The organism is Sphingomonas sp. KRR8 (assembly GCF_023559245.1).
Lineage (GTDB): Bacteria > Pseudomonadota > Alphaproteobacteria > Sphingomonadales > Sphingomonadaceae > Sphingomicrobium.
In genome coordinates this window covers 1,980,001-1,995,253 of sequence record NZ_CP097462.1, presented here as the reverse complement: position 1 = coordinate 1,995,253, position 15,253 = coordinate 1,980,001, and the positions used below count along the sequence as shown (strand labels likewise).

At 65.9% G+C, this 15,253-nt stretch carries 15 protein-coding genes (1 of these 15 cut by a window edge); 10 read left to right on the top strand and 5 right to left on the bottom strand.

The annotated features are described in order from the left end of the window. Complete coding sequence (locus tag M8312_RS09975; RefSeq protein WP_250117545.1) at positions 1-933, bottom strand: S1/P1 nuclease; 933 nt, start codon at positions 931-933, stop codon at positions 1-3. A gap of 117 nt (positions 934-1,050) precedes the next feature. Here M8312_RS09975 and ispG point away from each other — a divergent pair, with 117 nt between their 5' ends. The 3 genes from ispG to M8312_RS09960 are packed head-to-tail and all read left to right on the top strand — an operon-like array spanning position 1,051 to position 3,695. Beyond that, complete coding sequence (ispG, locus tag M8312_RS09970) at positions 1,051-2,187, top strand: flavodoxin-dependent (E)-4-hydroxy-3-methylbut-2-enyl-diphosphate synthase (RefSeq protein ID WP_250117544.1); 1,137 nt, start codon at positions 1,051-1,053, stop codon at positions 2,185-2,187. Between the two features lie 42 nt (positions 2,188-2,229). Continuing rightward, complete coding sequence (locus tag M8312_RS09965) at positions 2,230-2,754, top strand: retropepsin-like aspartic protease family protein (protein ID WP_250117543.1); 525 nt, start codon at positions 2,230-2,232, stop codon at positions 2,752-2,754. Positions 2,755-2,780: 26 nt separating this feature from the next. Beyond that, positions 2,781-3,695, top strand: coding sequence for a DMT family transporter (locus tag M8312_RS09960; RefSeq protein WP_250117542.1), 915 nt, complete (start codon positions 2,781-2,783; stop codon positions 3,693-3,695). On the opposite strand, the gene M8312_RS09955 is transcribed toward M8312_RS09960, so the two are convergent. Beyond that, the gene (locus M8312_RS09955) at positions 3,692-4,339 is read right to left on the bottom strand and encodes a DUF1345 domain-containing protein (protein ID WP_250117541.1); all 648 of its coding nucleotides are present in this window, start codon (positions 4,337-4,339) and stop codon (positions 3,692-3,694) included. The genes M8312_RS09960 and M8312_RS09955 overlap by 4 nt on opposite strands. Before the next feature lie 50 nt (positions 4,340-4,389). Here M8312_RS09955 and M8312_RS09950 point away from each other — a divergent pair, with 50 nt between their 5' ends. Continuing rightward, the gene (locus M8312_RS09950) at positions 4,390-4,704 is read left to right on the top strand and encodes a DMT family transporter (protein ID WP_250117540.1); all 315 of its coding nucleotides are present in this window, start codon (positions 4,390-4,392) and stop codon (positions 4,702-4,704) included. Here the strand turns inward: M8312_RS09950 and M8312_RS09945 are convergent. Beyond that, entirely contained in the window at positions 4,694-6,202 is a 1,509-nt protein-coding gene (locus M8312_RS09945; protein ID WP_250117539.1) for an amidase, read from the bottom strand. The genes M8312_RS09950 and M8312_RS09945 overlap by 11 nt on opposite strands. Positions 6,203-6,311: 109 nt before the next feature. Between M8312_RS09945 and M8312_RS09940 the strand changes: the two genes are divergently transcribed. Together M8312_RS09940 and M8312_RS09935 are read left to right on the top strand one after the other, a co-directional pair. Next, positions 6,312-7,076 carry a prolipoprotein diacylglyceryl transferase family protein gene (locus tag M8312_RS09940; protein ID WP_250117538.1) on the top strand — a complete coding sequence of 255 codons (765 nt, stop codon included), beginning with the start codon at positions 6,312-6,314 and terminating at the stop codon, positions 7,074-7,076. After that, positions 7,000-8,739, top strand: coding sequence for a radical SAM protein (locus M8312_RS09935; protein WP_250117537.1), 1,740 nt, complete (start codon positions 7,000-7,002; stop codon positions 8,737-8,739). Before M8312_RS09940 ends, M8312_RS09935 begins: the two co-directional genes overlap by 77 nt. A gap of 64 nt (positions 8,740-8,803) precedes the next feature. Here the strand turns inward: M8312_RS09935 and ppa are convergent, their stop codons facing one another. Together ppa and M8312_RS09925 are read right to left on the bottom strand one after the other, a co-directional pair. After that, on the bottom strand, positions 8,804-9,346 hold the full coding sequence (gene ppa, locus M8312_RS09930) for an inorganic diphosphatase (RefSeq protein WP_250117536.1): 543 nt from the start codon (positions 9,344-9,346) through the stop codon (positions 8,804-8,806). Then, positions 9,343-11,256, bottom strand: a complete 1,914-nt coding sequence (locus tag M8312_RS09925; protein ID WP_250117535.1) for a M61 family metallopeptidase — start codon at positions 11,254-11,256, stop codon at positions 9,343-9,345. The genes ppa and M8312_RS09925 overlap by 4 nt, the downstream gene beginning before the upstream one ends. 53 nt (positions 11,257-11,309) lie before the next feature. Between M8312_RS09925 and hisS the strand changes: the two genes are divergently transcribed. The 4 genes from hisS to M8312_RS09905 form a co-directional block, all read left to right on the top strand. After that, complete coding sequence (gene hisS / locus M8312_RS09920) at positions 11,310-12,557, top strand: histidine--tRNA ligase (RefSeq protein ID WP_250117534.1); 1,248 nt, start codon at positions 11,310-11,312, stop codon at positions 12,555-12,557. Then, positions 12,557-13,633, top strand: a complete 1,077-nt coding sequence (gene prfA, locus M8312_RS09915; RefSeq protein WP_502957410.1) for a peptide chain release factor 1 — start codon at positions 12,557-12,559, stop codon at positions 13,631-13,633. The genes hisS and prfA overlap by 1 nt, the downstream gene beginning before the upstream one ends. After that, positions 13,630-14,463: a peptide chain release factor N(5)-glutamine methyltransferase gene (gene prmC, locus M8312_RS09910; RefSeq protein WP_250117533.1), complete on the top strand. Its 834-nt coding sequence runs from the start codon at positions 13,630-13,632 to the stop codon at positions 14,461-14,463. Before prfA ends, prmC begins: the two co-directional genes overlap by 4 nt. A gap of 258 nt (positions 14,464-14,721) precedes the next feature. Next, positions 14,722-15,253: the 5' portion of a DUF4167 domain-containing protein gene (locus M8312_RS09905; RefSeq protein WP_250117532.1), read on the top strand. Its footprint extends 266 nt past the window's final position; the window shows 532 of its 798 coding nt (coding positions 1-532); it begins with the start codon at positions 14,722-14,724; its stop codon lies off the right edge, out of view.

The following is a 15,253-nucleotide window of genomic DNA, read 5'->3' as shown; positions in this document are numbered from 1 at the left end:
CTAGCTGGCGGGCGAGCGCTGCGGCCGCTGCGGCGCCTTGCCGTAGAGCAAGGCATCGTCGAGCAACCGCGCGAGCCGAAGCCCGCCCGTGACTACCTGACGGCGGATCGGCACGATCAGCGACTGGATCTTGGCTTCGGTCATCAACGGCCGTTCGGCGGGGATGGGCGCGCACGGATCACCAAGCAGAGTGGTGTAGGCATAGGTCCGCGCGTTTGCCCACGTCTGGCGGCTCCAATCCTCCGTCGTGCCCGCGGCCAGCGTTGGGCGCTCGGCGGGCGGAACCTCGCCAAGCAGTTCGCGGGCGCGGCCGGCGAAGTTGGCGTCGTTGGCATTCCCCGGCCGTGCATTCGGGCCAGCGGTGATCGCGCGTTCGGGCAGCCAGCCGTCCCAGATGCTGTGAAGGTTGGTCTTGCCGGCGATGGTGCCGTAGGTGACCGGCACGTCGTTGCCGCCCTTGTCGGCCCGATCGCCGCCGTGCATCGGCTGCGACATGTCGCCGACGAAGTGAACGAGGTAAGCGAGTGCCATCAGCCGTTCGCGCACGGGTAGCGTCTTGTCGGCGAGCAGCCGCGCGTTGCGGTCGATCTGCGCACTGAGGCAATTGCCGTCCTTGCACGCCTCGCGAAGGCTGAACGGCTTGCAGATGTTGACGTTCTGATAGTGCCAGCTGCTCTGGTAGCTGAAGCGGTCACCAAGCGGCTTGATGCAGTCGGCCCAGACGCTCGCTTGCTCAATTGTCGTGACCGGGCAGGTCGGTGTTTCGAGCAGTCTACCTTGCCGAAGCAGGGCCTCGATGCGCGCACGAGTCTCTGGCCGGACGGACTGCCATGCGACGGCGGCAACCGTCTCGTGGCCATATTCCCAGTAAGCAGCGCTGGGCGCAGCGGCGACAAGCGCGCAAAGCGCGGCAAGCAAGCGGATGATCGGCACGGAGCGGCGTCTAGCCGAGCCCCGGCGGAGCGACAATTGCCAACGCGTTCATTGTGATGCGCTTCGTTACGGGCGCTTCGCCTTGGTTCTGAAGCATGGCGAGGCTATATCGCGATCATGTCTGCAATCCGCCCCTGGCGCACCATCGACCGTCGTCCGTCCCGCCAGATCATGGTCGGCAAGGTACCGGTAGGTGGCAATGCGCCGATCACCGTTCAGACCATGACCAACACGCCCACCTCGGATGCGAGCGCGACCATCGCGCAGATCCGCCGCTGCGAAGAGGCTGGCGTGGACATCATCCGTGTGTCCTGTCCTGACCAGGATAGCACCGCTGCCCTGCGCGAGATCGTTCGAGCGGCCGAGGTGCCGATCGTCGCAGACATCCACTTCCACTACAAGCGCGCGCTCGAGGCCGCCGACGCCGGGGCCGCCTGTCTGCGTATCAACCCGGGTAACATCGGCTCGTCGGAGCGGGTCGCGGAGGTGGTTCGCGCCGCCAAGGCCAACGGCTGCTCCATGCGCATCGGGGTCAATGCTGGCAGCCTCGAGAAACATCTGCTCGAGAAATATGGCGAGCCGTGCCCCGAAGCGTTGGTCGAGAGCGCGCTGGACCATGTCCGGATGCTCGAGGAGCATGACTTCCGCGAGTATAAGATCAGTGTGAAGGCGTCGGACGTGTTCCTCGCCGTCGCTGCCTATACGCAGCTTGCCAGCGAGCTCGACTGCCCGCTTCATCTCGGAATCACCGAAGCCGGTGGGCTGATCGGCGGGACGGTAAAGAGCTCCATCGGGCTCGGAATGCTGCTGTGGAGCGGAATCGGCGACACCATCCGCGTGTCCCTGTCGGCAGAACCTGAGGAAGAGGTCCGCGTCGGTTACGAGATCCTGAAGTCACTCGGCATCCGGAACCGCGGTGTGCGGGTCATTTCCTGCCCGAGCTGCGCGCGCCAGGGCTTCGACGTGATCCGCACGGTCGAGAAGCTCGAAGAACGGTTGCAGCATATCCGCACCCCGATGTCGTTGTCGGTGCTGGGCTGTGTGGTGAACGGCCCGGGCGAAGCGCGCGAGACCGACATCGGCGTGACTGGCGGCGGAAACGGCAAGCACATGGTCTATCTTTCGGGCGTGACTGACCATCATGTCGCGGACGAGGGCATGGTCGATCACATCGTCCGGCTGGTCGAACAGAAGGCAGCCGAGATCGAGGCCGCTGCTCAGGCGCAGGCCCAGGTGCTCGACGCCGCCGAGTAAGCGGAAACGCTCTTTTCATCACTTGCTGCCAGTGGTGGCGACATGTGGAAGGCCGCGCTCATCATTCTGGTGGTTGCAGTGACGGTCGGCGCCCTGATGCCGGCGATGCCTTCGCCTGATGATGAGGCCTCGCCTCAGTCCCGTCACCTTGTGGAACAGGCCAGCGTCCCGCCGGTTTCGCCGTCGCCGAGTACGTCGACCAACGGCGGCACGGTCGCGCTTGCCCGGCGGCCCGACGGTCACTTCTACGCTAGTGCGGAGGTGAACGGCAGCGCGATCGAGTTCATGGTCGACACGGGCGCCAGTGTCGTGTCGCTGACCCGCGCGGATGCCGAGCGCGCCGGCATTACGGTCGATCCCAGCCAATTCCAGGTTGTTGCGCAGGGCGCTTCGGGACCAGTGATGGGGCTTTCCGTCGTGCTGCACGATGTGAGCGTGGGCGATCACCGGATCAGCGACGTGCCGGCACTGGTTCTAGCCGACTCGGGGCAATCGCTGCTCGGGCAGAATGTGCTGAGCCAGTTCGCCTCGGTTTCGATCGAGAATGACGAGATGCTGCTGCGCTGACGCTTCGGTGCCGCTAGAGGCGTCGCATGCGCCACCGGCACCATTTGCTCCCGATCGTCGCCGCCGCGCTTGGAATTGCGCTGTTTGCCGGCATGGATGCGGCGATGAAGGCGGTCGCACTGGCGATCGGCGCATATTCCGGAATGCTCTGGCGCCAGCTGTTCGCCACGGCTTTCTCGGCTCCCGCCTACCTCCGGTCGCGAACGGCCTGGCCCGGCCGGGCCGCCTTGCGCTTTCATGTGTTGCGCGGCGCGGTGGGGGCGGCGATGGCCGTGTTGTGGTTCCACGGCCTGTCCCGACTGCCGATGGCCGAGGCGATCGCGCTGTCCTTCGTGGCTCCTTTGATCGCGCTCTATCTTGCCGCCATGCTCCTCAAGGAGCGGGTCAGCCGGCAAAGCATGTGGGCATCGCTGCTGGGTTTATCGGGAATGCTGGTCCTGTTGTGGGCGCGGCTGGGCACCGGCGGCGAACGCCACCTGGACGGGGTGGCCGCTATCCTTGCCTCGGCCATGCTTTATGCCTGGAACCTCATCTTGATGCGCCAGCAGTCGCAGGTCGCCGGCCCGGCGGAGGTGAGCTTCTTTCAGTCGCTGATCTCGGGTGCATGGCTGCTGCTCGCTCTGCCGTTGGCGATGCTGGTCGATCCGGCGCTGCCCGCCATTCCCGGCAACAACGCGCATTGGGGGCTGATCGCCTTGTCTGCGGCTCTGGCCGTCACCTCGCTCTTCCTGCTGAGCTGGGCCTACGGCCGCGAGGAAGCGCAGGTGCTGGTGCCGATCGAATATAGCGCGTTTCTGTGGGCGCTGGCGCTTGGTGCCATCTTCTATGCCGACCCGCTGCGCTGGACCACACTGGCGGGCGCGGCGCTGATCGTGCTTGGCTGCCTGCTCGCCGCGCGCCGGCCGCGGCATGTCTCGCCGGTGGTAGAGGTAGCAGTCTAGCCGCCGGAGCCGAGCACGTTGATGGTGAAGGCCAGCACGCCGATGTTGAAGGCGAAGGCGGCCAGCGAATGCAGCGTCACCACGCGCCGGATCGCCTGGTCGGCGATCACCACGTCCGAGGTGGCGAAGGCCATCCCGCAGGTGAAGCTGAAATAGACGAAGTCCCAGTAGACAGGGACCTCGGTGCCGGGGAACTGTAGCCCGTGGCAATGCTTGTTGCCGCGTCGGTAGACCATGTGCGCATAATGAAGTGCGTAGACAGTGTTGCTGAACAGCCAGGCCAGTGCCAGCGTCAGGATGACGACCGCCTTGGTGAACGGCTCGGGATTGTGCCCGCCCATCGTCTCCGCCGTTATTGCCGTGAGAAGAACGATCATCACGATCCCGGTGAGCGCCAGCAGCAAGGTGCGGTTGGCGTCGTTGCTGGCGGCGGCCTCCCGGATGATGCGCGCCTCACGCGTTCCGAGAAGCGGCAGCACGAGAAGCAGGAACAGCATTGCTGCGATGTCAAAGCCGATCAGGACGCCAAGCCCCCAGCGCCCCATCACGTGCGCTGCGATAGGGCTGACAATGAGCAGGGTGGCCAGGAAAGCCAAATAGCGCGGGGGCGCCAGGACATTGCCGATACCGCGCTGCTCAGCCATGCCAGGCAGCGTGGCGCGCCGGGAACGAGCCGTCCAGTGAAAGGATTTTCATGGCTTGGTTCCTGCTCATCCTGGGTGGCCTTTGCGAGGTTGGGTTCACCACGTCACTTCGGTTCGTAGATGGCTTTCGCAACGTTCCTTGGACGATCGCCTTCCTGATCAGCGTCAGTCTGTCGATGGGGCTGCTGGAGTTTGCGGCTCGCTCCATCCCGATGGGGACAGCCTATGCGGTGTGGGGCGGCATCGGGGCGGTTGGCACCGTGCTGGTCGGCATGGCTTTCTTCGGTGAGCCGACCGGCACGGTGCGAGTGCTGCTGATCCTGGGGATCGTCGCAGCGATCGCGGGGCTTCGCCTTACCGCTTGAGGTGCGGGGCGATCGCAGGGCTTTCCTCTATCGAGCGGAAGAACAGCGGGCCGGGCAGCGGCCCACGTGCCTGTTCGAAGGCGAAGCCGTAGTTCAACAGCATCGCCTCGCTCCACTTCGGGCCCATGAAGCTGAGGCCAACGGGGAGTCCGCGGACCTGGCCCATCGGCACGGTCAGGTGGGGATAGCCCGCCACCGCGGCCAGGCTGCCGGCACCGCCGCCGCTGATCTGGTCGCCGTTGACCACATCGATCTTCCACGAAGGCGGCATGGTCGGCCCGACCAGCGCGCTGACGTTATACTGCTTGAGCAGGCGGTCGATGCCGTTCGGACCCGCCGCCTGGAAGCTCAGCTGCCTTGCCTTGCGGTAGGCCGGATCAGACAGACCCTTCGTCTTTTCCGCCTGCTCGAATGTCTCCTGACCGAAGAGTGCAAGCTCCGTCGCCGCATTAGCCTTGTTGAAGGCGATGGTGTCGGCCAGCGTACGGACCGGAATGTTGGCGGGGCTGCCCTTGAGATAGGCATTGAGGCCAGCCTTGAGCTCGGTGTTCAGCACCAGCCCTTCGTTGCGGCCGATCTGGCTGTCGTCGAACTTCCCGATCTCCACCAGCGTCGCGCCCTGCGCCTTGAGGACGCCAAGTGCGCGTTCGAACACCTCGTCGGTGCCGAAGCCGGAGGCGAAGCGCATCACGCCGATTCGCTTGCCGCGCAACGCGGTGGGGCTGAGCCCCGCCGCATAGTCCCGGCGGTGCCGATCAGCCTCCGCCGTCGCCTTGTCGGCGGGGTCGCTGCCGGCGATCACGCTCAGCAGCATGGCCGCTTCGCGTACGCTTGCGGTCATCGGCCCGGCCGTGTCCTGGCTTTCGCTGATCGGAACGATGTGGGTCCGGCTGACCAGGCCCACGGTGGGCTTGAGGCCAACGATGCCGTTGATGGCCGCGGGGCAAGTGATGGAGCCGTCGGTCTCGGTGCCGATCGCCATCCGGACTAGGCCGGCGGCGACGGCCGCGCCGCTGCCGCTCGAGCTGCCGCAGGTGTTGCGGTCGAGCGCATAAGGGTTGCGGGTCTGCCCGCCGACGGCGCTCCAGCCCGAGATGGAGTGATTCGAGCGGATGTTCGCCCATTCGCTCAGATTGGTCTTGCCAAGGATGATCACCCCGGCGGCCCGCAGCCGGGCGACCAGCGGCGCGTCGCGGTTGGTGACGTTATTGGCGAGCGCAAGGCTCCCGGCGGTGGTCGGCAATGGGCCCGCGGCCTCGATATTGTCCTTGAGCAGGATCGGCAGTCCGGACAGCGGGCCGCGCGGACCGCCGCCCTCGACCCGCCGAGCCTGGTCGAGAGCGGTCGGATCGACCGCGATCACCGAGCCGAGCGCGGGATCGATGCGGCGAATGCGCTCGATGGCCGCCTGCGTCTGCTGGACGACGGGCCCGGCCGGCTGAGCCGGCAGGGCGGAAGCGATGACGATGGCAGCGGTAGCGGCAAGCAGACGGTGCAAGGCGGATCCTTCCGGGTGAACAAGCGAATCGGTGAAGCTTTCCAGCTTGGCGGCGTGGCCGCAAGCGCCGCTTGCCTAATGCAGATCAGCCCGCCAGCCTCGCTGGCCGATGGTCCTGCCTACCAACCCGCACTGGCATCTCGCCTTTGATCTGCTCGCCTGGGTCACGGGCGCCATGGTCGCGCGGTGGGTCGTCCCCCGATATCTGCCGAAAACCGCTGCGTCGTCGGCGCGAGCATTCGGCCTTGGCTACCTCGCCGCACTGGCTGGCGGCGGCATATCCGGAGCCTATCTGTTCGGCTCCCTCAATCTTTCCCTCGCCGGGGGTTTGCACCTGGGCCACAGCGTTGCCGGAGCGCTCGCCGGCGCGATCATCGCGGTTGAGCTGTTCAAGCTGGCGAAGGGCATACGCATCTCGACCGGTGCGATCTGGGTCGCTCCGCTGGCGGCTGGCATTGCAGTAGGGCGGCTGGGCTGCCTGTTCGCCGGGGTGTCGGACCAGACCTTCGGAAGGCCAACGAGTCTTCCTTGGGGGATCAACCTTGGCGACGGCGTCCCGCGCCATCCGGTTCAGCTGTACGAGAGTGCGGCCATGCTGCTGTTCCTGGCGGTTTACCTGCGCGCTCTTCGCGGGCGCGCACCCTGGGCCGTCGAGCGCGGCTTTTATGCCTTTGTCGCCTTCTATGCGGTGCAGCGCTTCGCCTGGGAGTTCCTGAAGCCTTACCCTACGGTGGTAGCCGGGCTGAACATTTTCCAGCTTCTCAGCATCGCCCTGCTGGCTTACGCCTTGTTCTACAATGAACGCGCCCGTCGCAGCGGCCTTGCGCAAGGCCAGTCCATGGCTCTTCTACGGGCAGACCACCAGCCTTTGTGAGCAGTGCTGGGATCTCGTCCCGGCCAAGCAGATCGGCGAGGACGGCCGGGTCTTCCTGCAGAAGCGATGTCCCACGCACGGCGTCTCCAAGACGCTGATCGAGGACGACGCGGACTACTGGCTTTCGCTTCGGCACTGGGTCAAACCGGGCGACCGGCCGCACCACTTCGGCTCGCGAACGGAGCATGGTTGCCCCTGGGATTGCGGTCTCTGCCCCGATCATGAGCAACATAGTTGCCTGGCGATCGTGGAGATCAACGACGCTTGCAACTTGAGCTGTCCGGTGTGCTTCGCCGACAGCGCGGTAGGGCGCGGCGGGCACCGGCCACTTGCCGAGGTGGAGCGGATGCTCGACGCAGTGGTGCTGGCGGAAGGTGAGCCCGACCTGGTCCAGCTGTCGGGTGGTGAGCCAACCATCCACCCGCAATTCTGGGAAATCGTCGCGGCTGCGCGGTCGCGGCCGATCCGCCACCTGATGATCAACACCAACGGGGTGCGGATCGCCACCGAGGAAGGATTCGCGGAGAGGCTGGCGGAGATCGGGCCGGGGTTCGAGGTCTATCTTCAGTTCGACAGCCTGTCCGATGCTTCGCTGATGACCCTGCGCGGGGCGAAGCTGGCGCGCATCCGGCAACAGGCGCTGGAGCGGCTGGAACGAGCCGGCGTTTCCACGACCCTGGTCTGTGCGGTGCGCAAGGGCGTCAATGACCATGAATGCGCGGCGATCGTCGACCATGCGCTGACCTGGTCCTGTGTTCGCGGCGTCGTCTTCCAGCCCGTCCAGGACGCCGGCCGCAATGATGGTTTCGATCCCGGACTGCATCGGACAACTTTGTCCGGTTTGCGCCGTGAGATTGCGCGCGGCGGGGTGTTCAGGGCGGAGGACATGGTGCCGCTGCCCTGCAATCCCGACCAGATCTGCATCGGCTATGGCATTCGCCATGGGCGCAATGTGGTGCCGGTCACCAGCCTCCTGCCGCGCGAGCAGGCGGTACTCGCCGCGCCCAACAGTATCAGCTTCGAGCGCGATCCCGCGCTCAAGGCGCGCATCTTCGAGCTGCTCAGCCTGTCCACGGTCGAAGGCAACAATGCCGAGCGCCTGGCGAGCCTGTTCTGCTGCCTGCCGGAGATCGAGACTCCGGCCGAGCTGGCCTACAAGGATACGTTCAAGGTCGCGATCATCCAGTTTCTCGATCGCTTCAACTTCGATCTCGGGACGGTGAAGCGCAGCTGCATCCACTTCGCTACCACCGACGGGCGATTGATCCCGTTCGATACCTACAACAACTTCTACCGACCGGGCGCCCCTGGCGCCGCCAAGCTTGTTGCCATGGGGGGCTGCCAGCGTGAGTTATCGCGATCCGAATGGGAAGGTGGATGTCGGCAACATGCTTGCCGGGCTGTTCCTCAGCTGTTTCGGGCTGTTCGCATTGCTGCTTGGCGGCGGTTGCGGGCTGATGCTGCTGCCGACGCTCGGCAGCGACTTCGACAGCGAAATGGGCCTGTTCCTGCTGATCGCGATCGCCATCTTCGGCGGCGGATGCGCCGCGCTCTATCACGGAGTCCGGCTGCTCAGCGGTCGCGAGTGAGTGTCCACGGATGCGCCCGGCCAGACGTACGGCGCGGGCGAGCTTCTAGATTGATGCCGCGGACGTTCAAGTAGCGACTTGGCGTGGGGAGCGAACCGGCGGACGCCAATGGAATTTGGCGCCGCCGATTGCTGATCGTCAGGCCTCGAACTTGACGTTCTTGGCCCGCTCGAGACCGGCGCGGATCACGTCATAGGCCTCCTCGCGTCCGCCCCAGCGGCCGACGCGAGTCCACTTTTCCGGCTCCAGGTCCTTGTAGTGGGTGAAGAAGTGACTGATCTGGTCCATCACGATGGCGGGTAGGTCCTCGCCCTCGTGGACACCCTCATAATAGGGTGAGGTCTTGAACTCGGGAACGGCGAGCAGCTTCTCGTCGCCGCCAGCTTCATCCTCCAGGAACAGCACCGCGATCGGCCGCGCGCGAACCACGGAGCCGGGGAAGAAGGGTGAGCGCGCGACCACCAGGCAGTCGAGCGGGTCACCGTCGTCACCCAGCGTATGCGGGATGAAGCCGTAATTCGCGGGATAGCGCATGGAAGTGTGCAGGATGCGATCGACGAAGATCGCTCCCGACTCCTTGTCCAGCTCATACTTGACCGGCTCTCCACCGATCGGGACTTCAATCAGCACATTGACGGACTCGGGCGGGTTCTTCCCCGCGGGGACGAGATCGAGGTTCACTTCGGCTCCAGCAGAATATCGAGGGCGCCCCGCCCCTTCCCGACCTTGGTGAAGCGCGGATAGCGGAGGCCATCATAGTAAGGAATGGCGACCGTTCGCACGGCGTTGCCACGCTTGAAGGTCAGGCGGATGGGGGTTGAGCCGCCTTTGGCATTCGTCACCGCGTTGCGCAAGGATTCGTCCGAATAGGCCCGCTCTCCAATGGCGAGCAACTCGTCCCCGGTACGCAGCGCCGCGGTGAAGGCCGGGCTGCCCCAGCGCACGCCGCCGATCTTCTTCTCGCGGACAGTGAGTCCAAGCGAGTAGGTGAGATCGGTGCTCTTGCCGCTGCTCTCACGGGCCTTCCAGGCGCCGGTGGGCTCGTCGGTGAACGTCAGCTGGTAACCGGAGCGGGTGAAACCCTCGAGCGGAGCGCGGGGGCGGACTTCGTCGACCCGCTCCGCGAAAAACCGGGCCCAGTCGTATGGATAGACCTGGTTCAGCGTGCGGATGACGTCTTCACGGGTGTAGAGCAGCTCGCCCCAGTCGCCGTCGCGAACCCCGAAGAACGCCTTGGCGAAATCGTCCATGCCGCGCCGGTTGCCGGTGCCGCCGCGAATGGTGGCGTCGGCTTCGAGCCAGATCAGCATGCCCTCGTTGTAATAATCCTCCGAGCGCTGATAGCTGCCCCACGGTTCCGGAGCGCGGTTCTGGATGATGGGATCGTTGGTGGTGTCGAGCAGCGGACGCCAACTCTTCCCCGGAAGCGAGTCGAGGCTAGCCGCAACCATCGCCAGCTTGTCGAGCACGTCCTGCTTGCTGCTCATGCCGGAGCGGGCTTCCAGCACGTTGCCCCAGAATTGCGTCTGGCCTTCGTAAACCCACAGCAGGCTGTTGCGCATCGGGGTACTGTAGTCGGGGGTGTAGAGGTCGGCGCCGCGCCGGAACTTGCCGTCCCAGCTGTGCGTGAACTCATGCGCGAACACGTTCCGATCGAGCAGGTGCTTGTCGTATTCGGTGAAGTAGCCGAGGCCAACGTCGATCTCGGTCGAGCGGTGGTGCTCCAGACCGATGCCGCCCAGTTCGTCGGTCACGGCATTGAGGAAGTCGTAATGATCGAAATGACGGGAGCCAAACAGCTTCACCGCCTGATCGACCATCGACCGATGCTTGGCGAGGACGGCCGGCGGGATCTTCAGCTCGTCGGGAGCGTCGGCGACGCTGTTGAGGGCGACGCCGTGGCCGAGGTCGTCCTTGCGGAAGTAGCGGCCGGCGAACACCGGCGAATCGACCAGGGTCTCGTAGGAGACGGTGCCATAAGTGATGCGGTTGCCGGTGGCGGGCGCGGCGCCGGCCGGACGAAGCGCGGTTGCCGCCTGCCACCCGGCGGGCAGGACCAGCGTTGCCTGAACGGGAATCTGGCGAGTGTAATACCCCGCCGGATAGAGTGACATCTGGTCCCACTGGACGTTGCTGATCGACGGGGTGGAGACGATCCGGCCCTGGTTCGGCTGCGTCGGCGAGAGATATTGGAAGCGGGCCTCGATCGCACGAGTGCCGGCGGGAACGTCGACATGGTAGCCGTTGGTCTCAACCGTGTCGCGGACCCAGGGCAGCACGGTGCCCTCGGCGGTCTTGATGACCAGCCCGGCGATCTTCTCGGGCTTGCCGTCGGGACCGTGTGCGCCGGGCAGCCACTTGGGCAACAACAGCACCAGGTCGCCCGGGCCGGCGACCGGAATCATCTGGCGCACGGCGAAGATCGCCCGGTCAGTATCGGTCGCGTCGACCTCGAGCTGGATCGTGCCGGGATAAGGCATGTCGCGGGCGGCAGGAACACGGTCGACCGGGAGGACGGCCGTGGGAGTGCTGTTCTGTGCGAGCAGCGGCGAAGCGGCGACCAGCGCCGTGGCAAGGAGGATAGCCTTCATCGGGACCGCCTAGCCAGCGCCGCGCCCAGCCGCTAGTGGCGCAGCGCAATATTATGGCGCAAATCCAGACCCCTCAGCCCGTTCGCGGAATGCAGTCCCTCCTTGGCGAGGAAGCCGACCGTTTTCACGCGGTCGTCGCCGCGTTCGAGAAGACCCGCCGGCTGTTCGGTTTCAAGCGGGTCGAAGTGCCCGTCCTGGAGCCCACCGCCGTCTTTGCCCGCTCGCTTGGAGAGACTACGGATGTCGTCTCCAAGGAGATGTACAGCTTCGAGGATCGCGGTGGCGATAGCCTCACCTTGCGTCCGGAGTTCACGGCCGGGATCGCCCGCGCTTACCTGACTGAGGGTTGGCAGCAATATGCGCCGCTGAAGGTCGCCACGCACGGACCGGCCTTCCGCTACGAGCGTCCGCAAAAGGGGCGCTTCCGCCAGTTCCACCAGCTCGATGCCGAGATCCTGGGTGCCGGAGAGCCGCAGGCGGACGTCGAGGTGCTGCTGTTCGCCGACCAGTTGCTGAAGGAGTTGGGCATCGGCGCTGGCGCGGTGCTCAAGCTCAACACGCTCGGCGACCCCCAAACCCGCGCAGCTTGGAGGGCAGCGCTCTACGAGCATTTTCGTGGTCGGGTAGCGGACCTTAGTGAGGACAGCCGCGACCGGCTGGAGCGCAATCCGCTGCGAATTCTCGACAGCAAGGCCCACGCCGAATGGCCGGTGGTCGACAGCGCCCCGCCGATCGACGACTTCCTAACGGCCGAGGCCGCCGACTTCTTCGCCGCCGTGACCAGCGGCCTCGATGCCGCCGGCGTGCAGTGGGAGCGGGCGCCCCGGCTCGTTCGCGGCCTCGATTATTATCGTCACACGGCGTTCGAATTCATGACCGACCGGCTTGGCGCGCAGGGCACGGTTCTAGCGGGCGGCCGCTACGACGGCTTGATCGAGAGCCTGGGCGGCCCGCACACGCCGGCAATCGGCTGGGCCGCTGGCATTGAGCGACTGTCCATGATGATCGATGCGCCGAAAGCAGAGGCGCCCGAAGCGGTGTTGGTACCACTGGGCGACAAGGCGGAGGTGGCGGCGACCGCCATCCTGACCGGCCTCCGCCAGGGAGGTCTGGCGGCCGACATGGCGTTCCGCGGCAACATGAAGAAGCGCATGGCTCGAGCGGCCGCCAGCGGTGCCGCGTTCGCGATCATCATTGGCGACGATGAGTTGGCCAACGAAACCGCGCAGGTGAAGGATCTTGCGACGGGTGAACAGCGAGCGGTCGCCTTTGACATGATCGCAGCGGCGGTGACCCGCTGATGCAGATCTCGTCCGAGCGCATCGCGCAAATCGAAGCCAAGAAGAACGAGCTGTCGTCGGCGATGGCGAAGGGCGACCTCGCTCCTGAGGAGTTCGTGCGGCTGTCCAAAGAATATGCCCAGATCGAGCCGGTCGCCTCGGCCGCGCGCGAAGTGCGCCGCTTGCGCGCCGAGCGCGAGAGCCTGGGCGCGATGACCCGTGACGGGGACGAGGAACTGCGCCAGATGGCGGCCGAGGAGCTACGCCATATCGAGGAGCGGCTGCCCGACGCCGAACGGGCGCTCGCGCTGCAGCTGCTGCCCCGCGATTCGGCGGACGAGCGTGCCGCCATGCTCGAGGTTCGTGCGGGGACCGGTGGCGACGAGGCGGCGCTGTTCGCCGGCGATCTCCTGCGCATGTACCAGCGCTTCGCCGACGAGATGGGCTGGAAATTCGAGCTGATCAGTGCCTCGCAGTCGGAGGTTGGCGGCTACAAGGAGGCCGTCGCCTCGATCAACGGCTCGGGCGTGTTTGCCCGGCTGAAGTTCGAAAGCGGCGTGCACCGGGTCCAGCGCGTGCCGGCAACCGAGAGCGGAGGCCGTATCCACACCTCGGCCGCGACCGTTGCGGTGCTGCCGGAAGCCGAAGAAGTGGACGTTCAGATCGACGACAAGGACCTGCGCATCGACGTCTATCGCTCGTCGGGTCCGGGCGGTCAGTCGGTCAACACCACCGACAGCGCGGTTCGCATCACCCATTTGCCGAGCGGCCTGGTCGTCATCCAGCAGGATGAAAAGAGCCAGCACAAGAACAAGGCCAAGGCCCTGAAGGTGCTGCGGACCCGATTGTTCGAGCTGGAACGCGAACGGCTGGCGAGCGAGCGGGCCGGCGCGCGGCGATCGATGGTCGGGTCCGGCGATCGTTCGGAGCGTATCCGCACTTACAATTTTCCGCAGGGACGGGTCACCGATCATCGGATCAACCTGACGCTCCACAAGCTCCCCGAAATCCTGGAAGGACCAGGGCTGAAGGAACTGACCGCTGCCCTCATTTCCGAGGACGAGGCGCAGCGGCTCGCCGGACTCGAGGAAGCGTGAAAGCTCTTCACCGGGCGCTTGCGGACGCTGCCCGGACGCTGGCACCTTTCAGCGATACGGCTCGCCTGGACGCCGAGTTGCTGATGGCGGAAGCGCTCGGCATCGACCGCGACCGGTTGCTGCTTAATCCTCCCGATCGGCCAGTCCCAGAGCGCTTCGCCGCCATGGTGGAGCGCCGCCGGGCGGGCGAGCCGGTCGCCTACATCACCGGTCGTCGTGCCTTCTGGAACATCGAGCTTCACGTCGGCCCCGGGGTGCTGATCCCCCGGCCGGACAGCGAAACGCTGATCGCTGCCGCACTCGAGCATTTCGAAGGCCGCGAGCCGCCGGCGCGAATTCTCGATCTTGGAACTGGGCCGGGGACACTTCTGCTGGCGGCACTCGACCTGTGGCCCGGGGCCACCGGCCTTGGCATCGACGCGTCCCGCCGCGCCTTGTCCTATGCATCGGCCAATGCCCGCCGCCTCGGGTTCGACGGTCGAACGGAGTGGCGGCTAGGCGACTGGGCGGTTGGGGTGGACGAGTGTTTCGACCTCATCTTGTGCAACCCGCCGTACGTCGCGACGGACGCCGACCTCGGGCCGGGCGTCGCCGAGCACGAGCCCGCCGAAGCGTTGTTCGCCGGTCCGCAAGGACTCGATGATTACCGTCGGATCGCTCCGCAGATCGGTCGCTTGCTCTGCCCGCACGGGCTGGCCGCGATCGAGATTGGTTTTGACCAGGCCGACAGTGCCGCTGCGCTGTTCGAAGCGGAAGGCCTCGATGTCCGGCTTGCGCGAGACCTCGCCGACCGTCCCCGCGCACTGCTTGTTGAGGTGCACAACAAATAACTTGGAATTGCGCGGGCGGCAGTCTACATCGGAGAAAGCAACGGGGCCGCGAACCGCGCTTCCAGCGAGCCCGACCGCTCCCGTCGCTACCCCCGATGACATCGCTCATGAGGGCGCCACCAATCCGGCGCAAAACATGACGGCTAGGGGCACGAGGGCGGCCAGCAAGCCGCTTTGGCTCGTGCTGCGGCATCGAAGGGTCGGTTGTCACGCGCTTCGGAGAAGACCAGCGCCAGTGCGACAAGGAACAAGCATTTGATGAACAATCGTCAAAACGGCCGCCGTCGTGGCCGTGGTGGACAGCGTCCGCAAGGTATGGGCGGCGGGGGTGGCGGCAACGCTCGCGACAGTCGCCAGCGCGGCAATGCGGCGCAGCTGCTGGAGAAGTACAAGAGCCTCGCGCGTGATGCGCAGATGGCCGGCGACCGCGTCCAGACCGAATATTACCTTCAGTTCGCCGATCACTATTTCCGCGTGCTGGCCGAAACCCGCCCGCGGTTCGAAGACCAGCGATCGTCGCGTGACGAGGACGAGGACGGCGAGGACAACGACTTCGCTGGTGACGATCAGGACGAGGGCGAGGACGAGGAGCAGGCGCAGCGCCCGCAGCGCCAGCCCCAGGATCGCCGCCGCGAACGGAACGACCGTCCGGAGCGGAACGACCGTCCGGAGCGGAACGACCGCTACGAGCGCGGTGACCGTCCCGAGCGAGCCGATCGGTCCGAGCGTGCGGAGCGGTTCGAGCGCAGTGATCGTCCTGATCGTGGTGAGCGCCCGGAGCGGGCGCCTC

Coding starts and splice junctions, on each gene's coding strand:
- M8312_RS09965 (WP_250117543.1), top strand. CDS start 2,230: ATGTGGAAGGCCGCGCTCATCATTCTGGTGGTTGCAGTGACGGTCGGC.
- M8312_RS09940 (WP_250117538.1), top strand. CDS start 6,312: ATGGTCCTGCCTACCAACCCGCACTGGCATCTCGCCTTTGATCTGCTC.
- M8312_RS09925 (WP_250117535.1), bottom strand. CDS start 11,256: ATGAAGGCTATCCTCCTTGCCACGGCGCTGGTCGCCGCTTCGCCGCTG.
- ispG (WP_250117544.1), top strand. CDS start 1,051: ATGTCTGCAATCCGCCCCTGGCGCACCATCGACCGTCGTCCGTCCCGC.
- hisS (WP_250117534.1), top strand. CDS start 11,310: ATGGCGCAAATCCAGACCCCTCAGCCCGTTCGCGGAATGCAGTCCCTC.
- M8312_RS09950 (WP_250117540.1), top strand. CDS start 4,390: ATGGCTTGGTTCCTGCTCATCCTGGGTGGCCTTTGCGAGGTTGGGTTC.
- M8312_RS09960 (WP_250117542.1), top strand. CDS start 2,781: ATGCGCCACCGGCACCATTTGCTCCCGATCGTCGCCGCCGCGCTTGGA.
- M8312_RS09955 (WP_250117541.1), bottom strand. CDS start 4,339: ATGGCTGAGCAGCGCGGTATCGGCAATGTCCTGGCGCCCCCGCGCTAT.
- M8312_RS09935 (WP_250117537.1), top strand. CDS start 7,000: ATGAACGCGCCCGTCGCAGCGGCCTTGCGCAAGGCCAGTCCATGGCTC.
- prfA (WP_502957410.1), top strand. CDS start 12,557: ATGCAGATCTCGTCCGAGCGCATCGCGCAAATCGAAGCCAAGAAGAAC.